Annotated in this window: 13 protein-coding genes; 10 read left to right on the plus strand and 3 right to left on the minus strand. The window is 68.2% G+C overall.

Features of this window, described 5'->3' with window-relative positions; all coding sequences use genetic code 11:
* Positions 1–5 precede the first annotated feature (5 nt).
* Positions 6–410, plus strand: coding sequence for a RidA family protein (locus ACIOVG_RS02490; protein WP_400868713.1), 405 nt, complete (start codon positions 6–8; stop codon positions 408–410).
* Between the two features lie 31 nt (positions 411–441).
* Here the strand turns inward: ACIOVG_RS02490 and ACIOVG_RS02495 are convergent, their stop codons facing one another.
* Entirely contained in the window at positions 442–1,167 is a 726-nt protein-coding gene (locus ACIOVG_RS02495) for a tyrosine-protein phosphatase (protein WP_400868715.1), read from the minus strand.
* Between the two features lie 189 nt (positions 1,168–1,356).
* On the opposite strand from ACIOVG_RS02495, the gene ACIOVG_RS02500 reads away from it, so the two are divergent.
* Positions 1,357–2,847 (plus strand): L,D-transpeptidase, encoded by a 1,491-nt coding sequence (locus ACIOVG_RS02500; RefSeq protein WP_400868716.1) that lies wholly within the window; start codon positions 1,357–1,359, stop codon positions 2,845–2,847.
* A gap of 192 nt (positions 2,848–3,039) precedes the next feature.
* Here ACIOVG_RS02500 and ACIOVG_RS02505 read toward each other — a convergent pair whose 3' ends face one another.
* Complete coding sequence (locus ACIOVG_RS02505; RefSeq protein WP_400868718.1) at positions 3,040–5,259, minus strand: NADP-dependent isocitrate dehydrogenase; 2,220 nt, start codon at positions 5,257–5,259, stop codon at positions 3,040–3,042.
* Positions 5,260–5,434: 175 nt separating this feature from the next.
* Between ACIOVG_RS02505 and ACIOVG_RS02510 the strand changes: the two genes are divergently transcribed.
* The 7 genes from ACIOVG_RS02510 to ACIOVG_RS02540 all read left to right on the plus strand — a co-directional run bounded on the left by ACIOVG_RS02510 (position 5,435) and on the right by ACIOVG_RS02540 (position 14,134).
* A complete protein-coding gene (locus tag ACIOVG_RS02510; protein ID WP_363552151.1) occupies positions 5,435–5,893 on the plus strand; it encodes a GNAT family N-acetyltransferase in 459 nt (152 codons plus the stop codon).
* Positions 5,894–6,103: 210 nt separating this feature from the next.
* Positions 6,104–7,117 (plus strand): LacI family DNA-binding transcriptional regulator, encoded by a 1,014-nt coding sequence (locus ACIOVG_RS02515; RefSeq protein WP_400868721.1) that lies wholly within the window; start codon positions 6,104–6,106, stop codon positions 7,115–7,117.
* Positions 7,118–7,248: 131 nt separating this feature from the next.
* A complete protein-coding gene (locus tag ACIOVG_RS02520; RefSeq protein ID WP_400868722.1) occupies positions 7,249–8,556 on the plus strand; it encodes an ABC transporter substrate-binding protein in 1,308 nt (435 codons plus the stop codon).
* Positions 8,557–8,614: 58 nt separating this feature from the next.
* Positions 8,615–9,577, plus strand: coding sequence for a carbohydrate ABC transporter permease (locus tag ACIOVG_RS02525; protein WP_400868724.1), 963 nt, complete (start codon positions 8,615–8,617; stop codon positions 9,575–9,577).
* Positions 9,577–10,464, plus strand: a complete 888-nt coding sequence (locus tag ACIOVG_RS02530; protein ID WP_247629414.1) for a carbohydrate ABC transporter permease — start codon at positions 9,577–9,579, stop codon at positions 10,462–10,464. The genes ACIOVG_RS02525 and ACIOVG_RS02530 overlap by 1 nt, the downstream gene beginning before the upstream one ends.
* Positions 10,464–12,698 (plus strand): alpha-xylosidase, encoded by a 2,235-nt coding sequence (gene yicI / locus ACIOVG_RS02535; protein WP_400868727.1) that lies wholly within the window; start codon positions 10,464–10,466, stop codon positions 12,696–12,698. Before ACIOVG_RS02530 ends, yicI begins: the two co-directional genes overlap by 1 nt.
* The gene (locus tag ACIOVG_RS02540; protein WP_400868729.1) at positions 12,695–14,134 is read left to right on the plus strand and encodes a GH1 family beta-glucosidase; all 1,440 of its coding nucleotides are present in this window, start codon (positions 12,695–12,697) and stop codon (positions 14,132–14,134) included. Before yicI ends, ACIOVG_RS02540 begins: the two co-directional genes overlap by 4 nt.
* Positions 14,135–14,141: 7 nt before the next feature.
* Here ACIOVG_RS02540 and ACIOVG_RS02545 read toward each other — a convergent pair whose 3' ends face one another.
* Positions 14,142–14,960, minus strand: coding sequence for a hypothetical protein (locus ACIOVG_RS02545; protein WP_400868731.1), 819 nt, complete (start codon positions 14,958–14,960; stop codon positions 14,142–14,144).
* Positions 14,961–15,250: 290 nt separating this feature from the next.
* On the opposite strand from ACIOVG_RS02545, the gene ACIOVG_RS02550 reads away from it, so the two are divergent.
* Complete coding sequence (locus ACIOVG_RS02550) at positions 15,251–16,084, plus strand: DUF559 domain-containing protein (RefSeq protein ID WP_400868733.1); 834 nt, start codon at positions 15,251–15,253, stop codon at positions 16,082–16,084.
* The last annotated feature ends 41 nt before the right edge of the window (positions 16,085–16,125 follow it).

Consider the following 16,125-nt stretch of genomic DNA (forward strand, 5'->3'; position numbering starts at 1 on the left):
GCCTCATGACTGCGAAGACCCGCGTTTCCACCGATGCCGCCCCCGCTCCCGCCCACACCTTCTCCCAGGGCATCCGCAAGGGCCCGATCGTGCAGGTGTCCGGCCAGGGTCCCGTCGATCCGGTGACCAACGAGTACCTGTTCCCCGGCGACGTCGCGGCCCAGACCACCCGCACGCTCGAGAACGTGAAGGCGATCGTCGAGGCCGCCGGTGCGACGTTCGACGATGTCGTGATGCTGCGCGTGTATCTCACGAAGCGCGAGGACTTCCCGATCATGAACGAGGCGTACGGCGCCTTCGTCACCGCTCACACCACGAACGGCGTGCTGCCCGCGCGCACGACCGTCTTCACCGGCCTCCCGCGCGAGGAGATGCTGGTCGAGATCGACGGTCTCGCCGTCGTCGACTGAGTCGCTGCCGTGTCCGACGTCGCGAAGGTCGTCAGGCACCGTCCGCTGGGGCCGCAGCTCCGCGCCACGTCTCGATGGCCACTCGCGTCGAGGGTTCGACGTTCGATTCGCTGAACCAGAGATCGAGGTCCAAGTTCGCGTACATGTCACGGAACGCCGACTCTGCGGTATGCCCGAAGCGATCGAGGATCTGCTGTCGTTCTTCGACCTCGAAGGACCGTTCATGCAGCAGTGCCATGGCGCCGGCATTCGCGAAGGAGCCGAGGTAGTCGGCTACCGCGGCGTCTTCGGTGACATCGAGCGCGCGCAACAGGACCGCGGACACGAGGCCGGTGCGGTCCCATCCCGCCGAGCAGTGGAAGAGGATCGTCCCTTCGTCGGCCGCGGCGATCGCGTTCAGCACCAGCGCGAGCCGATGTGGCAGGGTCTGGAGGTGGGCGAGATAGTAGAGCGGCGTTCCCCACCGTCCATCTGCTTCATACTCCGCCCAGAAATCCGTCTCGTCAGCGCCGTCGAGGTCCACCTGAACGTGTGTGATCGATGGGGGGATCTGACCCGTGCGCTCATCGGGCCTCCGAAGATCGATCACTGTGCGCACCCCGTACGCGCGGAGGGCCCGCCACCCATCGGAATCGACCCGTTCCAGCCGTTCCGAGCGAACGAACACGCCCTCGGGTGAGAGGGTTCCGTCCCTGCGGTCGAGACCACCGAGATCGCGGGCGTTCGCGAGACCATCGATGCGGATCGTGCGTTTCATGGTGACCAGTCTTGCCGAAGACGTCCGGCCGTAGCGGGCGAGAATCCGCCGACTCGTGAGTTCCGACAGATCGTGTGAGTCCGGCGATCCCGAGGGGCGACGGCTGATCGGGCGACCGTTGCCTCCCCGTTACCTCCTATCCCGTACCATTGTCAAACAGGAAACGTGTGATTACCGGGGGGTGTGTGCGTGACCGATTTGATCTCAGCGCCGGGCGCTGTAACCGACGGGGTCGGCGACGACAAGACGCCGACGTCCGTTCTGGCGCCCGCTGACGCGCCCACCGACACGGTTCCGCCGATCACGGGCGAGACCCCTGTGGAGTGGGCGCCGATCGAACCGCGCCCCAAGAAGCGTCGCCTCGGCCTGTGGATCGGCCTCGGCCTCGGTGTCGTGGCGCTCGGAGCGGGCGCCGCCTCGATGATCCTGATCGCGCCGGGCACCACGGTCGCCGGCATCCCCGTGGGATTCATGACGCCCGGTGCGGCCGCAGAGGCGATCTCCTCGCACCTCGCTCAGACCGAGGTCACCCTGACCGGCGCCGGTGATGGCGCGGTCGTCAGCGGCGCCGATCTGGGCATCAGCATCGCGGCCACCGATCTCGCCGATCAGGCGTTCGCCGAGCATCCGCTCTGGAACCTCGGCGCCTGGATGGGCGACCCCATCCCCGCAGACATCACCCTCGACCCCGCGACAGCCACGAGCGCGCTGCGCGCCGCGGTGCCGTCGAGCTTCGACGATGCCGTCGACGCCGGAGTGGTGTTCGACGAGAAGACCGGCACGTACCTCACGACACCGGCTGCAGACGGCACCGGGATCGACGTGGCCGACCTCACCGCGGCGATCAGCACCGCGGTCGCCGCCGGAGGCACCTCTCTCGACTACCCCGGGGGCCCGGCCACCGCACCCCCTGCCGTCTCGGATGCCGATGCGGAGGCCACGGCGGCGTCACTCAACACGATGCTCGGCACCATCGGCTTCTACGTCGGCGAGGAGCGGACCGTTCCGGTCGCGCCTGCCGTCGCCGCCACGTGGTTGACCGTGGTCGACGATGACGGAGCGCTGCGCGTCGAGGCCGACCCGAAGGCGATCCAGGCGACCGTCGACGCTCTCCCGGCAGCGGTCGACCGTGCACCGGTGAACGCGACGAACATCGTCGATTCCGCCGGCACCGTGCTCCGCGAGGAGCAGGCGGGGGCGAACGGGCGCGCACTCGATGACACCTCCGGCGTCGCCGACGCGTTCGCTCAGCAGCTCGAAGCCGGCGACGGCGTCTTCGCCCTCTCCGTCAGCGAGACCCCTTTCGAGACGGTGAGCCTGTTCCGTCGCATCGAGATCAACCTCAGCACCCAGCACGCGTACCTGTTCGAGAACGGCAACGTCGTGCGGTCCTGGGCCGTCTCGACCGGTCTGCCGGGCACGCCGACGCCGACCGGCAACTTCAAGGTCTTCGCACACACCGCGATGCAGGACATGGGCTGCTACGAAGGCGCCCCCTACTGCACCGAGAACGTGCCGTGGATCACCTGGTTCACCACCAACATCGGCTTCCACGGGACGTACTGGCACAACAACTACGGCAACCGGATGAGCCACGGCTGCGTGAACCTTCCGATCGACCTCGCCAAGTTCGTCTACGACTGGTCGCCCGTCGGCCTTGAGGTCTCGGTCTACAACTGACGCGGCGCACCCGTCGACGGGTCTGCGTGCGCTGTGCGAGCGTAGGCGATTGCGCGAGCGTAGACGGATTCGGGCGATACCGTCCTACGCCGGTGCCATCGCCTCCCTTCGGGCGACCTCAGGATGCCGGGCGACAGCACAGAGGGGGCGGATGCCGCGGCATCCGCCCCCTCTGTGCTCCTGCTCTGCGGGTCAGCGCAGCGCGTCGACGATGCCGTTCAGCGTCGCGGACGGGCGCATGACCGCCTCGACCAGTGCATCGTCCGGACGGTAGTACCCGCCGATGTCCGCCGGCTTGCCCTGCACGGCGTTGAGCTCGGAGACGATCTTCTCCTCGTTCTCGGCGAGCGTGGCGGCGATCGGAGCGAAGGCCGCGGCGAGTTCCGCATCCTTCGACTGCGCTGCCAGCTCCTGCGCCCAGTAGAGCCCCAGGTAGAAGTGGCTGCCGCGGTTGTCGATCGTGCCGAGGGCACGGCCGGGCGAACGGTCGTTCTCCAGGAACGTGCCCGTCGCCGCATCCAGCGTCTGCGCGAGGACACGGGCCTTCTCGTTGCCCGTGCGGTCGGCGAAGTGCTCGAGCGAGGCTGCCAGCGCGAAGAACTCGCCCAGCGAGTCCCAGCGCAGGTAGTTCTCCTCGACCAGCTGCTGCACGTGCTTCGGGGCCGAACCACCCGCGCCGGTCTCGAACAGTCCTCCACCCGCGAGGAGCGGCACGATGGAGAGCATCTTGGCGCTCGTGCCGACCTCGAGGATCGGGAACAGGTCCGTCAGGTAGTCACGGAGCACGTTGCCGGTGACCGAGATCGTGTCGAGGCCGTGGCGCATGCGCGCGAGCGTGTAGCGGGTGGCCTCCTCGGGCGCGAGGATCGTGAGGGTGAGGCCGTGCGTGTCGAGCAGAGCCAGGCCCTGGTGCACCTTCGCGATGATCTGCGCGTCGTGCGAGCGGTTCGCGTCGAGCCAGAACACCGCGGGGTCACCGGTGGCACGAGCACGCGTGACCGCGAGCTTCACCCAGTCCATGACCGCGATGTGCTTGGTCTGCGTCGCGCGCCAGATGTCGCCGGCGCCGACCTCGTGCTCGATGAGCGCATTGCCGTCGCTGTCGAGCACCTGAACGACACCCGCCGAGGCGATCTCGAACGTCTTGTCGTGGCTGCCGTACTCCTCGGCCGCCTGCGCCATGAGGCCGACGTTGGGGACGGTGCCGATGGTCGCGGGGTCCAGCGGACCGTTCGCGATCACATCGTCCAGCACCGCCTGGTAGACACCTGCGTACGACGAGTCCGGGATGACGGCGATCGTGTCGTCCTCACCACCGTCCTTGCCCCAGAGCTTGCCGCCGTTGCGGATGAGCGCGGGCATGGACGCATCCACGATCACGTCGCTCGGCACGTGCAGGTTCGTGATGCCCTTGTCGGAGTTCACGTACGACAGGCGCGGACCCTCGGCGAGCGCCTTGTCGAACGCCGCGGCGATCTCAGGACCGGCGGCCAGGTCGCCGAGGCCGGCCAGGATCGAACCGAGGCCGTCGTTCGGCTTGAGTCCTGCCGCGGCGAGCTGGTCGCCGTACTTCGCGAAGACATCGGCGAAGAACGCCTTCACCACGTGACCGAAGATGATCGGGTCGCTGACCTTCATCATCGTGGCCTTGAGGTGCACCGAGTACAGCACGTCCTCGGACTTCGCCTGCTCCAGGGTCTCGGCGAGGAACGCGTCGAGAGCGGATGCCGACAGGAAGGTCGCGTCGATGATCTCGCGCGGCAGGACCTTGAGGCCCTCCTTGAGCACGGTCACGGTGCCGTCGGTGGCCGTGTGGCGGATCGTCAGCACGTCGTCGTGGGCGGCGACCCACGACTTCTCGTTCGACTTGAAGTCGTCGTGACCGAGCGTCGCGACGCGGGTCTTCGAGCCCTCGGCGAACGGCTTGTTGCGGTGCGGGTGCTTCTTCGCGTAGTTCTTCACGGCGAGCGGTGCCCGGCGGTCGCTGTTCCCCTCGCGCAGCACCGGGTTCACGGCGGAGCCCTTGATGCGGTCGTAGCGCGCGCGGATGTCCTTCTCCTCCAGCGACGAGGGGTCGTCGGGGAACGAGGGGATGTCGTAGCCCTGCTGCTGGAGCTCGGCGATGGCGCCCTTCAGCTGCGGGATGGATGCCGAGATGTTCGGCAGCTTGATGATGTTCGCCTCGGGGAGCGTGGCGAGGCCGCCCAGTTCGGCGAGCGCGTCGCCGACCTGCTGCTCCGGCGTGAGCTTCTGCGGGAAGGCTGCGAGGATGCGGCCGGCCAGCGAGATGTCACGGGTCTCGAACTCGATGCCCGCCTGGCCGCTGTAGGCCTGGATGATCGGCAGGAACGAGGCGGTGGCGAGGGCTGGCGCCTCGTCTGTGTAGGTATAGATGATGGCGTCGTCGGTCACCGGGAGGTTCTCCGCTCTTGAGGTCGATTTGTCTCGATACCAAGATACCTGAGCGGCTCTCGCGCTGCGTTCCGAGCGCTGTTCCTCGCGTCCTGGAGCGGGTCGACGGCGAGTCGCAACAGGAATGTTCGCCACGAAGCGTGTGCGGTCGCGCGCGAGGGGTTAGCCTGGGGGCATGTCCGAACTGCGTATGGTCGAACTCTCCGCTGCGACGATCGTCGCTGTGAACAACCTGTCGCTCAAGCCCGGACAGGAGCAGTTCCTCGCTCCGGTGTCCTACGGGATCGCGGCCACCGTCATCAACCCCCAGACCTCCTGGCAGCGCGTCGTGCTCGACGGCGACCAGGTCGTGGGCTTCGTCAGTGCGAACTTCGACGACGACGCACCGGAGGAGCACTTCCGCTCCGTGCTGTGGCGCATCAACGTCGACGCCGAGGGCCAGGGCCGCGGCGTCGGCCGCTTCGCCGTCGAGAGCCTCGTGGAGGAGGCGCGCAGACGCGGCATGGATCACGTCAACGTCATCTACGAGGCAGGCGACGACGGCCCTGAGGCCTTCTTCCTGCGCGTCGGCTTTACCCCGGTCGGCGAGACCGAGTACTCCGAAGTCATCGCGCAGATCAGAGTCGCCTCCTAGACCGGCGGCGGGGTCTCGAATCCCCTCCCCCATCGAGGCTCCGTCGCCCTCTCTGCGCTTGTGCCGCGGGAGCGCTCTCATCGCGCGACGGATCCATTTGTTGCCAGACACCACAAAAGTCTTGCGGTAAGACGTCGCGGGTGCCTATCATCTCTGAAGAGGCGCTAGCGAAGCGCTTCGATGATTCAGTGAAGCGACGATGGAGTCACGATGACGACGATCCACGAGGTGGCTGCGGCCGCCGGCGTATCGATCAGCACCGTGTCCTACGCACTGAGCGGCAAGCGCCCGGTATCCGAGAAGACCCGACGCCGCATCGAGGATGCCGCGCTCGCGCTCGGGTACCAGCCCGACGCCGGCGCGCGGATGCTCGCCGGACGACGCACCAACATCTTCGCCCTCACCGAGCCGCTGCGGGCCGACACCCACGCGCCGACCCACATGGCCTTCGTGCTCGCCACCGCCGTGGCCGCACGGCGCCGGGGCTACGACATCCTGCTCCTGACCGATGAGCAGACCTCGGAGGGCATGAACCGGGTCGCCGCGAGCAACCTGGTCGATGCGATCCTGGTGCTCGACGTCGCCCCCGACGATGAGCGCGTCGCCATCGCCCGCGCCGTGCGCACCCCCACGATCTTCATCGGCCTTCCCGACGACCAGCGCGATCTCACGTGCGTCGACCTCGACTTCGAGGCCGCAGGACACCTGGCCGTCGACCGCCTGGCCGACGCCGGCTACGACCGCGTGCTGCTGCTCGGACAGACCGAGGTCTCGTACCGCAAGTCGAACTTCCCCCGCCGCCTGCTCCGCGGCGTGCAGGAGCGCAGCGCCTCCCGCGGCGTCGACCTCTCCTGGACGGCGACCGGATCCGTCATCACTGACATGGCGGCCGTGCGCGCGTCCGCGGAGGCAGCGCTCGACGACGGCATCCGCGCCTTCATCGTGCATGCCGTGAACGATGTGCACGAAGCCCTCCTCGCCGTCCTCGCCGACCGCGACCTCCGGGTCGGCGTCGACGTCGCGATCGTCTCGGCCGCCGCCTCCTTCGACACCGGGTCGCTTCCCGTCGCCGTCGACACGATTCCTCTCGTCCCGCAGGACTCCTGCGAGCTCGCCGTCGAGATCGCCGTACAGAGACTCGAGGATCCGCGGCTCCCCCCGCGCATCCACCTCATCCCGCCCACCTACCGCGCCGCCGGCTCCGTCCCGCCTCGCCGCGAGTGACCACCGGCGCGCACCGCGCCTTCTTCCATCGCCGCAGTCGAAACGCTTCGATGATTGCGATCACCACAACTGAACATCCCGACCCAGTGAAGTGTCCGGCCCATGGGGCCACCGAGAAAGGAGTGCCGACGATGGCACGGAACATCCGCAGGACGAAGACCTTGGCCATGCTGGCCGCCCTCACCGCGACAGGCGTGGTGCTGAGCGGCTGCACCGCAGGTGGCGACGGCGACAGCGGCGGCGGCGACACCCTCAAGCTCTGGCACTACGAGGGTGCGGACAGCGCGATGGGCAAGGCCTGGGCAGAAGCCATCACGATCTTCGAAGAGGAGACCGGCGCCACGGTCGAGTTCGAGGAGAAGTCCTTCGAGCAGATCCAGAAGACCGCCAGCCAGGTGCTCGACACCGACGCGGCCCCCGACCTGATGGAGTTCAACAAGGGCAACGCCACGGCCGGCTTCCTGGCCTCCACCGGGCTCATCAGCGACATCTCCGACGCCGTCGACGAGTACGGCTGGGACGAGAAGCTCGCGCCGTCGCTGCAGACGACCGCGAAGTACACCGAAGACGGCGTCATGGGAGGCGACACCTGGTTCGGCATCCCGAACTACGGCGAGTTCGTCGGCGTGTACTACAACAAGGACGCGTTCGCGGCCGCAGGGCTCGAGATCCCGACGACCTATGACGAGTTCGTCGACGTCCTCGACGCCTTCGTCGCGCAGGGCGTCACCCCGCTCGCCGAGGCCGGCGCCGAGTACCCGCTCGGACAGCTCTGGTACCAGCTCGCGCTGCTCGAGGGCGATCGCGGCTTCGTCGACGACTACCAGCTCTACAAGAACCCGGTCGACTGGCAGGGTCCGGAGATCACCTCCGCGACCGAGACGCTGAAGGAGTACGTCGACAAGGGCTACATCGCCTCCGACGTGTCGTCGGTCAAGGCCGAGGACGCCGGAGTCTCGTTCATCAACGGGACCTCACCGATCTTCGTGTCCGGCTCGTGGTGGTTCGGACGCTTCGTCTCCGAGGCGACCGGCTTCGACTGGACCATGACCGCGTTCCCCGGCGCCGACCTCTCGCTCGGCTCCTCGGGCAACCTGTGGGTCGTTCCCGAGAACGCCGCGAACAAGGACCTCGCCTACCAGTTCATCGACATCACGATGCGTCCGGAGATCCAGGCGATCATCGGCAACAACGGCGGTCTCCCGGTCGCCGCCGACTCGGCCGACATCACCGACGAGAAGAGCGCGGAGCTCATCGCGACGTTCAACGGCGTCCTCGACGCCGACGGCCTCTCGTTCTACCCGGACTGGCCCGCCCCCGGCTTCTACGACGTGATCGTGCAGGAGCTGCAGGGCCTGGTCACCGGTGTGCAGGACGTGAAGACCACCAACGCCAACCTCGGCGAACAGTACGACGAAGGCACCGCGGAATTCCGCTGATCCACATCCGTGGGGGCGGCGCTGACGGCGCCGCCCCCGCATCCTCCTGGAGTTGAACATGTCTCTCGCCACCCGTGAGCGCCGCACGGCGCTCCCCCCGGAAGAACCGTCGATCCCACAGCGCAGCGGTGGAACCGGCGGGTACTGGCTCTACCTGCTCCCCGGCTTCGTGCTGCTGCTGGTCATCGTCATCGTGCCGCTCATCTGGAACGTGTACCTGACCTTCACGAAGTGGAAGGGCGTGCGCGCCCCCGAGTTCATCGGTCTCGGGAACTGGCAGAAGATCCTGACCGACAGCGACTTCTGGACATCGTTCACGAACTCCGTGTGGATGATCCTCGCGATGGTGGTCGTGCCGACGATCGTCGGACTGATCGTCGCCGCGCTCCTGTTCGACGTCGTGGGGCGCAAGTTCGGCGGCAAGGTCGGCGCCTTCCTGCGGGCGACCTACTACCTCCCGCAGATCCTGCCGATCGCCGTCGCCGGCATCGTGATCGGCTGGATCGTACGCCCGGGCGGTGACGGCGCGCTCAACCAGATCCTCGGCGCGTTCGGCGTCCCCGCCTACGACTGGCTGGGGCAGATGCCGTCGGCGCTGATCGTACTGATGCTCGTGATGGTCTGGGTGCAGCTGGGGTATCCAGTCGTCGTGTTCATGGCAGCCCTCCAGCGCGTGGACCCCGAGCTCTACGAGGCAGCCGAGCTCGACGGCGCCAACTGGCTGCAGCGTTTCACCGCCATCACCATGAGCATCATCCGTCCGGAGATCTTCGTGGTCACCCTGACCTGCACGATCGCGGCGCTCAAGGTCTTCGGCCCGGTCTACATCATCACCCGCGGCGGACCCGCCGGCGCCACCCTGGTGCCCGCGTACTACGCCTACCAGGAGTTCTTCACCAAGCGGAACGTCGGCTACGGCGCCACCATCGCCACCGTGCTCACGATCGTCGTGGTCATCGTGTCGATCATCTTCATCCGCGTGCAGAACTCCCTCGAACGCAAGGAAAGGGCGGGCCTGTGATGCACGCCACGACTGCCATCGTGACCGGAAAACCGGGCAAGAGCCGCCCCCGCGGGGGCATGACCAAGAAGCGCCCGGTGGACTGGCTGCTCCTGGCGCTCGTCATCGTCGGCGCTCTCCTGGTGATCGCGCCGTTCTACCTCGTGCTGGTGAACTCGTTCAAGTCACCCGTCGATTACGCGACGTCCGGGCCGCTCGCCTTCCCCGAGACGCTCGACTTCGGCGGCATCACCAAGTTCTGGGAGCGCGTCAACTTCCCCGAGAAGGTGTGGAACTCGATCTTCATCTCCGGGATCGTCGCGGTGCTCGCCGTCGTGATCTCGATGCTCAACGCCTTCGCGATCGGCATCGGACGCGTCCGCGGCCGCTCGTGGATCGTGCTGCTCTTCCTGCTCGCGAACCTGCTCCCGCAGGAGGCGCTGCTCTACCCGCTGTACTACATGTTCAAATCCGTCGGACTCTACGACAACGTGTGGGCGGTGATCATCGTGTTCACGGTGATCCAGGCGGCCTTCGGCACCTACCTGCTCTCGTCGGTCTACGGCACCTTCCCCAAGGAGATCCTCGAGGCGGCATCGCTCGACGGGGCGACCCGCTGGCAGATCCTCTGGCGCGTGGTCTTCCCGATCAGCCGCCCGACGCTGTCGGTGCTGCTCATCTTCTTCTTCATCTGGACGTGGAACGAGTTCCTGATCCCGCTGACCTTCCTGGCCTCGAACGCCAACCAGACCGTCCCGGTGGCGATCAGTGTGCTGCAGGGTGATCGGCTCATGGACGTCACCACGACCAGCGCCTCGGCGCTGCTGGGCATCATCCCCACGCTCATCTTCTTCCTCATCTTCCAGCGCACGCTGACGCGTGGCATCACGGCAGGAGCAGTCAAGTAATGAAGTTCACCGACGGGTTCTGGCAGCTGCGCCCCGGCGTCACGGCGCTCTACGCGCAGGAGGCCTACGACATCGCCGAGACCGCAGACACCCCCGACGGCCCCGGCCTCGTCGTCACCGCCCCCACCATGGTGATCGGCAAGCGCGGAGACGTGCTCAACCGGCCGGTGCTGACGACCACGCTGTCGTCGCCCGCCGAGGGCGTCATCCGCGTGCGCATCGCGCATCACACCGGTGGGCGCTGGCACGGCGGGTTCCCCCTTCCCGGCGCCGGTGCCTCGACAGCGACGACGTCGCTCACCGAAAGCGGCGGAGTCCTCGACGCCGGCGGTCTCGTGGCGAAGGTCTCCCCCGGCGCTCCCTGGGACCTCTCCTTCGAGGTCGACGGACGACGGGTCACCGGTAGCGGCAGCAAGGCCCAGGGCTACGTGCAGCTGACCGCGGACGCGCAGGTCGACCCCGGCATCGTCAGCAACGCACGACAGGGCGGGGGAACCCCCGCGGCCACCACCTTCGTGCACGAGCAGCTCGATCTCGGCGTCGGAGAGCTGATCTACGGGCTCGGCGAGCGCTTCGGCCCCCTGGTCAAGAACGGTCAGTCGGTGGAGGTGTGGAACGCCGACGGCGGCACCTCCTCGGAGCAGGCGTACAAGAACGTGCCGTTCCATCTGTCCAACCGCGGCTACGGCGTGCTGGTCAACGATGCGGGCCACGTCTCCTACGAGATCGGTTCCGAGGCCGTCGAGCGCGTGCAGTTCTCGGTGTCGGGCGAACAGCTCGAGTACTTCGTGATCGCGGGCCCCACGCCCAAGGATGTGCTCGGGCGCTACACCGCGCTCACCGGTCGTCCGCCGGTCGTGCCCGCCTGGTCGTACGGCCTGTGGCTGTCGACGAGCTTCACCACCGACTACGACGAGCAGACCGTGAACTCCTTCATCGACGAGATGGCGGCACGTGAACTGCCGGTGTCGGTGTTCCACTTCGACTGTTTCTGGATGCGCGAGTTCAACTGGTGCGACTTCGAGTGGGATCCGCGGGTCTTCCCCGACCCCGACGGGATGCTCTCGCGCCTGCACGAGAAGGATCTGCGCGTCTGTGTCTGGATCAACCCGTACATCGCACAGCGCTCCCCGCTGTTCCGGGAGGCCGCGGATCAGGGCTTCCTGGTGCAGCGCGCCGACGGCTCGGTGTGGCAGTGGGACCTGTGGCAGGCCGGCATGGGCCTGGTCGACTTCACGAACCCCGACGCGGCCGCCTGGTACCAGGGGCATCTGCGGCGCCTGGTCGCTCAGGGCGTCGACTGCTTCAAGACCGACTTCGGCGAGCGCATCCCCACCGACGTCGTCTGGGCGGATGGCGCGGACCCGGAGCGCATGCACAACCGCTACACCGACCTCTACAACCGTGCGGTGTTCGACGTGCTCACGGATGCGCGTGGTGAGGGCGACGCCGTGCTGTTCGCGCGGTCGGCGACGGCCGGAGGACAGAGCATGCCGGTGCACTGGGGCGGCGACTCCACCTCGACCTACACGTCGATGGCGGAGACCCTGCGCGGCGGTCTCTCGCTCGCGCTGAGCGGCTTCGCGTTCTGGAGCCACGACATCGGCGGCTTCGAGGGCACACCGGATGCGGGTGTCTTCAAGCGCTGGACCGCATTCGGACTGCTGGGCTCGCACTCCCGGTTCCACGGCTCGAGCTCCTACCGCGTGCCGTGGGCCTTCGACGACGAGGCCGTGGAGGTCACCCGCCGCTTCACGCACCTGAAGATGCGGCTGATGCCATACCTCTACCAGCACGGGCTCGACGCCGCGCGCACGGGTGTGCCGTTGATGCGGCCGATGGCGCTCGAGTTCCCCGACGATCCCGCAGCCGGCTACCTGGATCGGCAGTACATGCTCGGATCGAGCCTGCTCGTCGCTCCGGTGTTTTCTGCCGACGGCGAGGTGGAGTTCTACCTGCCCGCCGGGGAGTGGACCTCGCTGTTGACGGGAGAGCGGCTGACCGGTGGCACGTGGCGACGGGAGACGCACGGCTACGACTCCCTGCCGCTGTACGTGCGCCCCGGCACCGTTCTGCCCTGGGGCGCCCGTGTGGACGGCCCGGAGTACGACTACCATGACGGACTGCAGCTGCGTGTCTTCGCGGGCGGCACGGGAACCGCCTCGGTGACCGTGACCGATCCCTCAGGTCGCGCCGAGACCTACACCGTCGACCTCGAGGAGATCACCGAATGACCACGCCGCTCATCCCGCGAGACGACTACCGCGGCTCCGGCCTCGTGTTCCCCGAGGGCTTCACGTTCGGCTCCGCGACCGCGTCATACCAGATCGAAGGCGCCGCGGCCGAGGACGGTCGCACTCCCTCGATCTGGGACACGTTCAGCCGGACGCCGGGGAAGGTCTGGAACGGCGACACGGGCGACGTGGCGTGCGACCACTACCACCGCGTCGACGAAGACCTCGACCTGATGGCGGACCTCGGTCTGCAGGCGTACCGCTTCTCGATCGCGTGGCCGCGCATCGTCCCCACCGCCGCAGGCGACGTCAACCAGGCGGGGATCGACTTCTACTCGCGCCTGGTCGACGGACTGCTCGCACGCGGCATCCGCCCGGTCGCGACGCTGTATCACTGGGACCTCCCCCAGTACCTGGAGGATGCCGGCGGCTGGACGTCGCGCGCCACGACCGACGCCTTCGAGCGCTACGCCGAGATCATGGGCACGGCCCTGGGTGATCGCGTGCACACCTGGACCACGCTCAACGAGCCCTGGTGCTCCGCCTACCTCGGCTACGGCCAGGGCGGCCACGCGCCGGGGCGTCACGAACCGGCATCCGCGCTCTCCGCCGTGCACCATCTGAACCTCGCGCACGGACGCGCGGTTCAGGCGCTGCGCGCGACCTCGACCGGCGATCCCGACTACTCCGTGACCCTGAACTTCCACGTGCTCCGAGGGCAGGGCGAGGGATCGGCCGAGGCCGTCCGTCGCATCGACGCCCTCGCGAACCGCGCGTTCACCGGCCCGATGCTGCGCGGCGAGTACCCGGCAGACCTGCTCGCCGACACCGCGGAGGTCACGGACTGGAGCTTCGTCGCGGACGACGATCTCGCGACGATCAACCAGCCGATCGACGTGCTGGGCGTGAACTACTACTCCACCGCGACCGTGCGGCTGTGGGACGGCGTCTCTGAGCAGCAGCAGAACGACGGCCACAAGGGCACCACCGGCGGCACCGCCTGGCCGGGCAGCGACCGGATCGTGGAGTTCGTCGAGCAGCCGGGGCCGTACACGGCGATGGGCTGGAACATCGCGCCGGAGGGACTGGAAGAGCTGCTGGTGTCGCTGTCGGAGCAGTTCCCCGCGCAGCCGCTCATGGTCACCGAGAACGGTGCCGCGTTCGATGACGAGGTCGCCGACGACGGCTCCGTGCCCGACCCCGAGCGCACGGACTACCTGCGGCGCCACTTCACGGCGGCGCACCGGGCTCTCGATCGCGGCGTGGATCTGCGCGGCTACTTCGTGTGGTCGCTGCTGGACAACTTCGAGTGGGGCTACGGCTACGCCAAGCGCTTCGGCATCGTGCGCGTCGACTTCGACTCGCTCGAACGCACGGTCAAGGACTCGGGCCACTGGTACCGGAAGCTGGTGCGCACCCGGACGGTCGGGGCGTAGCGCGGGATCAGGCGTCGTCGCGCGGGGGGCGCGGAGGCTTGCGTCCCCGCGCGGTCCACGCGGTGAAGGCCGTCGCCGCGGCTTCGGCGGCCCGGTCGATGGCCTCGGCGGAGCGGCTGATGGCATCCTGCGCCGCGTCCTGCCACGCGGGCGCTGCGGAGCGCTCGCCTGCCGCGACACGAGCGGCGTGCTCGGCGATCTCGAACGCCCGCGCGAGCTGCGCCACACCGTCGCGGTAGGCCGCGAACTCCGTGGGTGTCGGCCGATCGCCGGCCTCGCGGCGAAGATCGGTCGCGCGACCGGCCGCCCGGAGGTACGCGGCCGTCGCCGGCTGCTTCACGTCGGTCATGGCGGGATACGCGATCTGACGCGCCGGATCGGTCTCGTACTGCATCCACTGCACCACGATCGCGTCGTGGTCGGACCGCAGCCGATCAAGGGGCCGGGGTGCGGACGCGGCGGGGATGGCCGCACGGGCCGCCTGCAGCCGCGCCTGCCTGGCTTTGATGTCGGCTGCTGCGGCTTTCACGTCGCGCTCGGCGTCGCGCAGCATCCGCTTGGCACTGGCGACCTGCTCCGGCGTCGCGCGGCGCGCAGCGCGTTCGGCGGACACGTGTGCCACGTCGGCCCTGGCGACCTTCACCGCAGCCTTCTTCTCGACGATCGCCGTCTGTGCGATCTTCAGATCATGACGGGCCGCGTCGACCGCGAGACGTCGGCCGCTCGAGCGGGAACGACGGCGCATGCCGATCGCCCCCGCAGTGACCCCGCCGGCCGCGACGGGCGCGATCCACCACCACTCGGCGACGAGCATCAACGGGTCCATTCTTCGATGCTACCCAGTGCCCCTCCGGTCGCAGACTGCCTCGGCGCTGTTGAGGGGCGAGTCTCAGCCCAGGTTCTACGGCCTCGCGCAGGTTCTGCGGCCGCATGCCCCACCTCCGGCCGCAGAACCTGCATCCCTCCGTCATTCCGGTCGCCGCGAGCTCGGCCCCACCGGCACCCACTGACTCTGCACATCGGCATCCCGTGCATACCTGTGCGCAGACACCGCGCAGACCGTCATCGGGGCGAGCCTCCGGACATGATGCTGTCGGGATGGACCTGAGGACCTGGGTGACGACTCGAGGCGGCATCGTGCACCGTGAGGATGCGCGGGAGCACGGGTATCCACCGTCTCGGATCAGAGCGGCGATCCGCCGTGGTGAGGTGGAGCGCATCCGTGCGAAGTGGATCGCCACCACGGCTGCACCGCAGGATCTCCGCGCGGCCGCCGCCGCATCCGCCAGGCTCACGTGCCTCTCGCTCGCCCGGCGAAGGGATTGGTGGATTCCCGAGGATGCGCCGGCCGGAACCCACCTGCACGTCGGGGCGAACGCGCATCGCCACACCGGTGACGCGGTGCTGCACTGGTCCGAGCCTCTGGTCGATGTCGGCCCCAGAGCTCTGGTGGCGTCCATCGAGGATGCTCTGGCCCACGTCGCGCGATGCTTCGACTACGAGGACGCGATGACGATCTGGGAATCGGCGATGAAGCGGGAGTCCCTCGACGTCGCATCCCTGCGGGCGGTGCGCTGGCGCGATCGCGCGTCACGCGAACTCGCGCACGCCGTCCGCGGAAGGTCGGATTCGGGCCTGGAGACCGTCTTCGTCGTCCGTCTGAGCGGCTGGGGCATCCCGATCCGCCAGCAGGTGCGCCTCGCCGGACATGATGTGGATGTCGTGCTCGGGAGCCACCTGGTGATCCAGCTCGACGGCTTCGCTCATCATTCGCGCTCTGCCGACCGCGGCCGGGATGTCGCGCACGACGCCGAACTCCGCTTGCGCGGGTACACCGTGATCCGATTCACCTACGCGCAGATCCTGCACGACTGGGCAGGCGTCGAACGCACGGTCGCTGCGGCCATCGCGCGCGGCCTGCATCTCCCTCCGGCGACGCGCAGACGGTGACCGGCGCCGACACTTCTGCGGCCGGATGCACGTTCGGCGGC

Origin of the sequence: Microbacterium sp. NPDC087591 (assembly GCF_044743625.1) — a bacterium.
GTDB lineage: Bacteria > Actinomycetota > Actinomycetes > Actinomycetales > Microbacteriaceae > Microbacterium.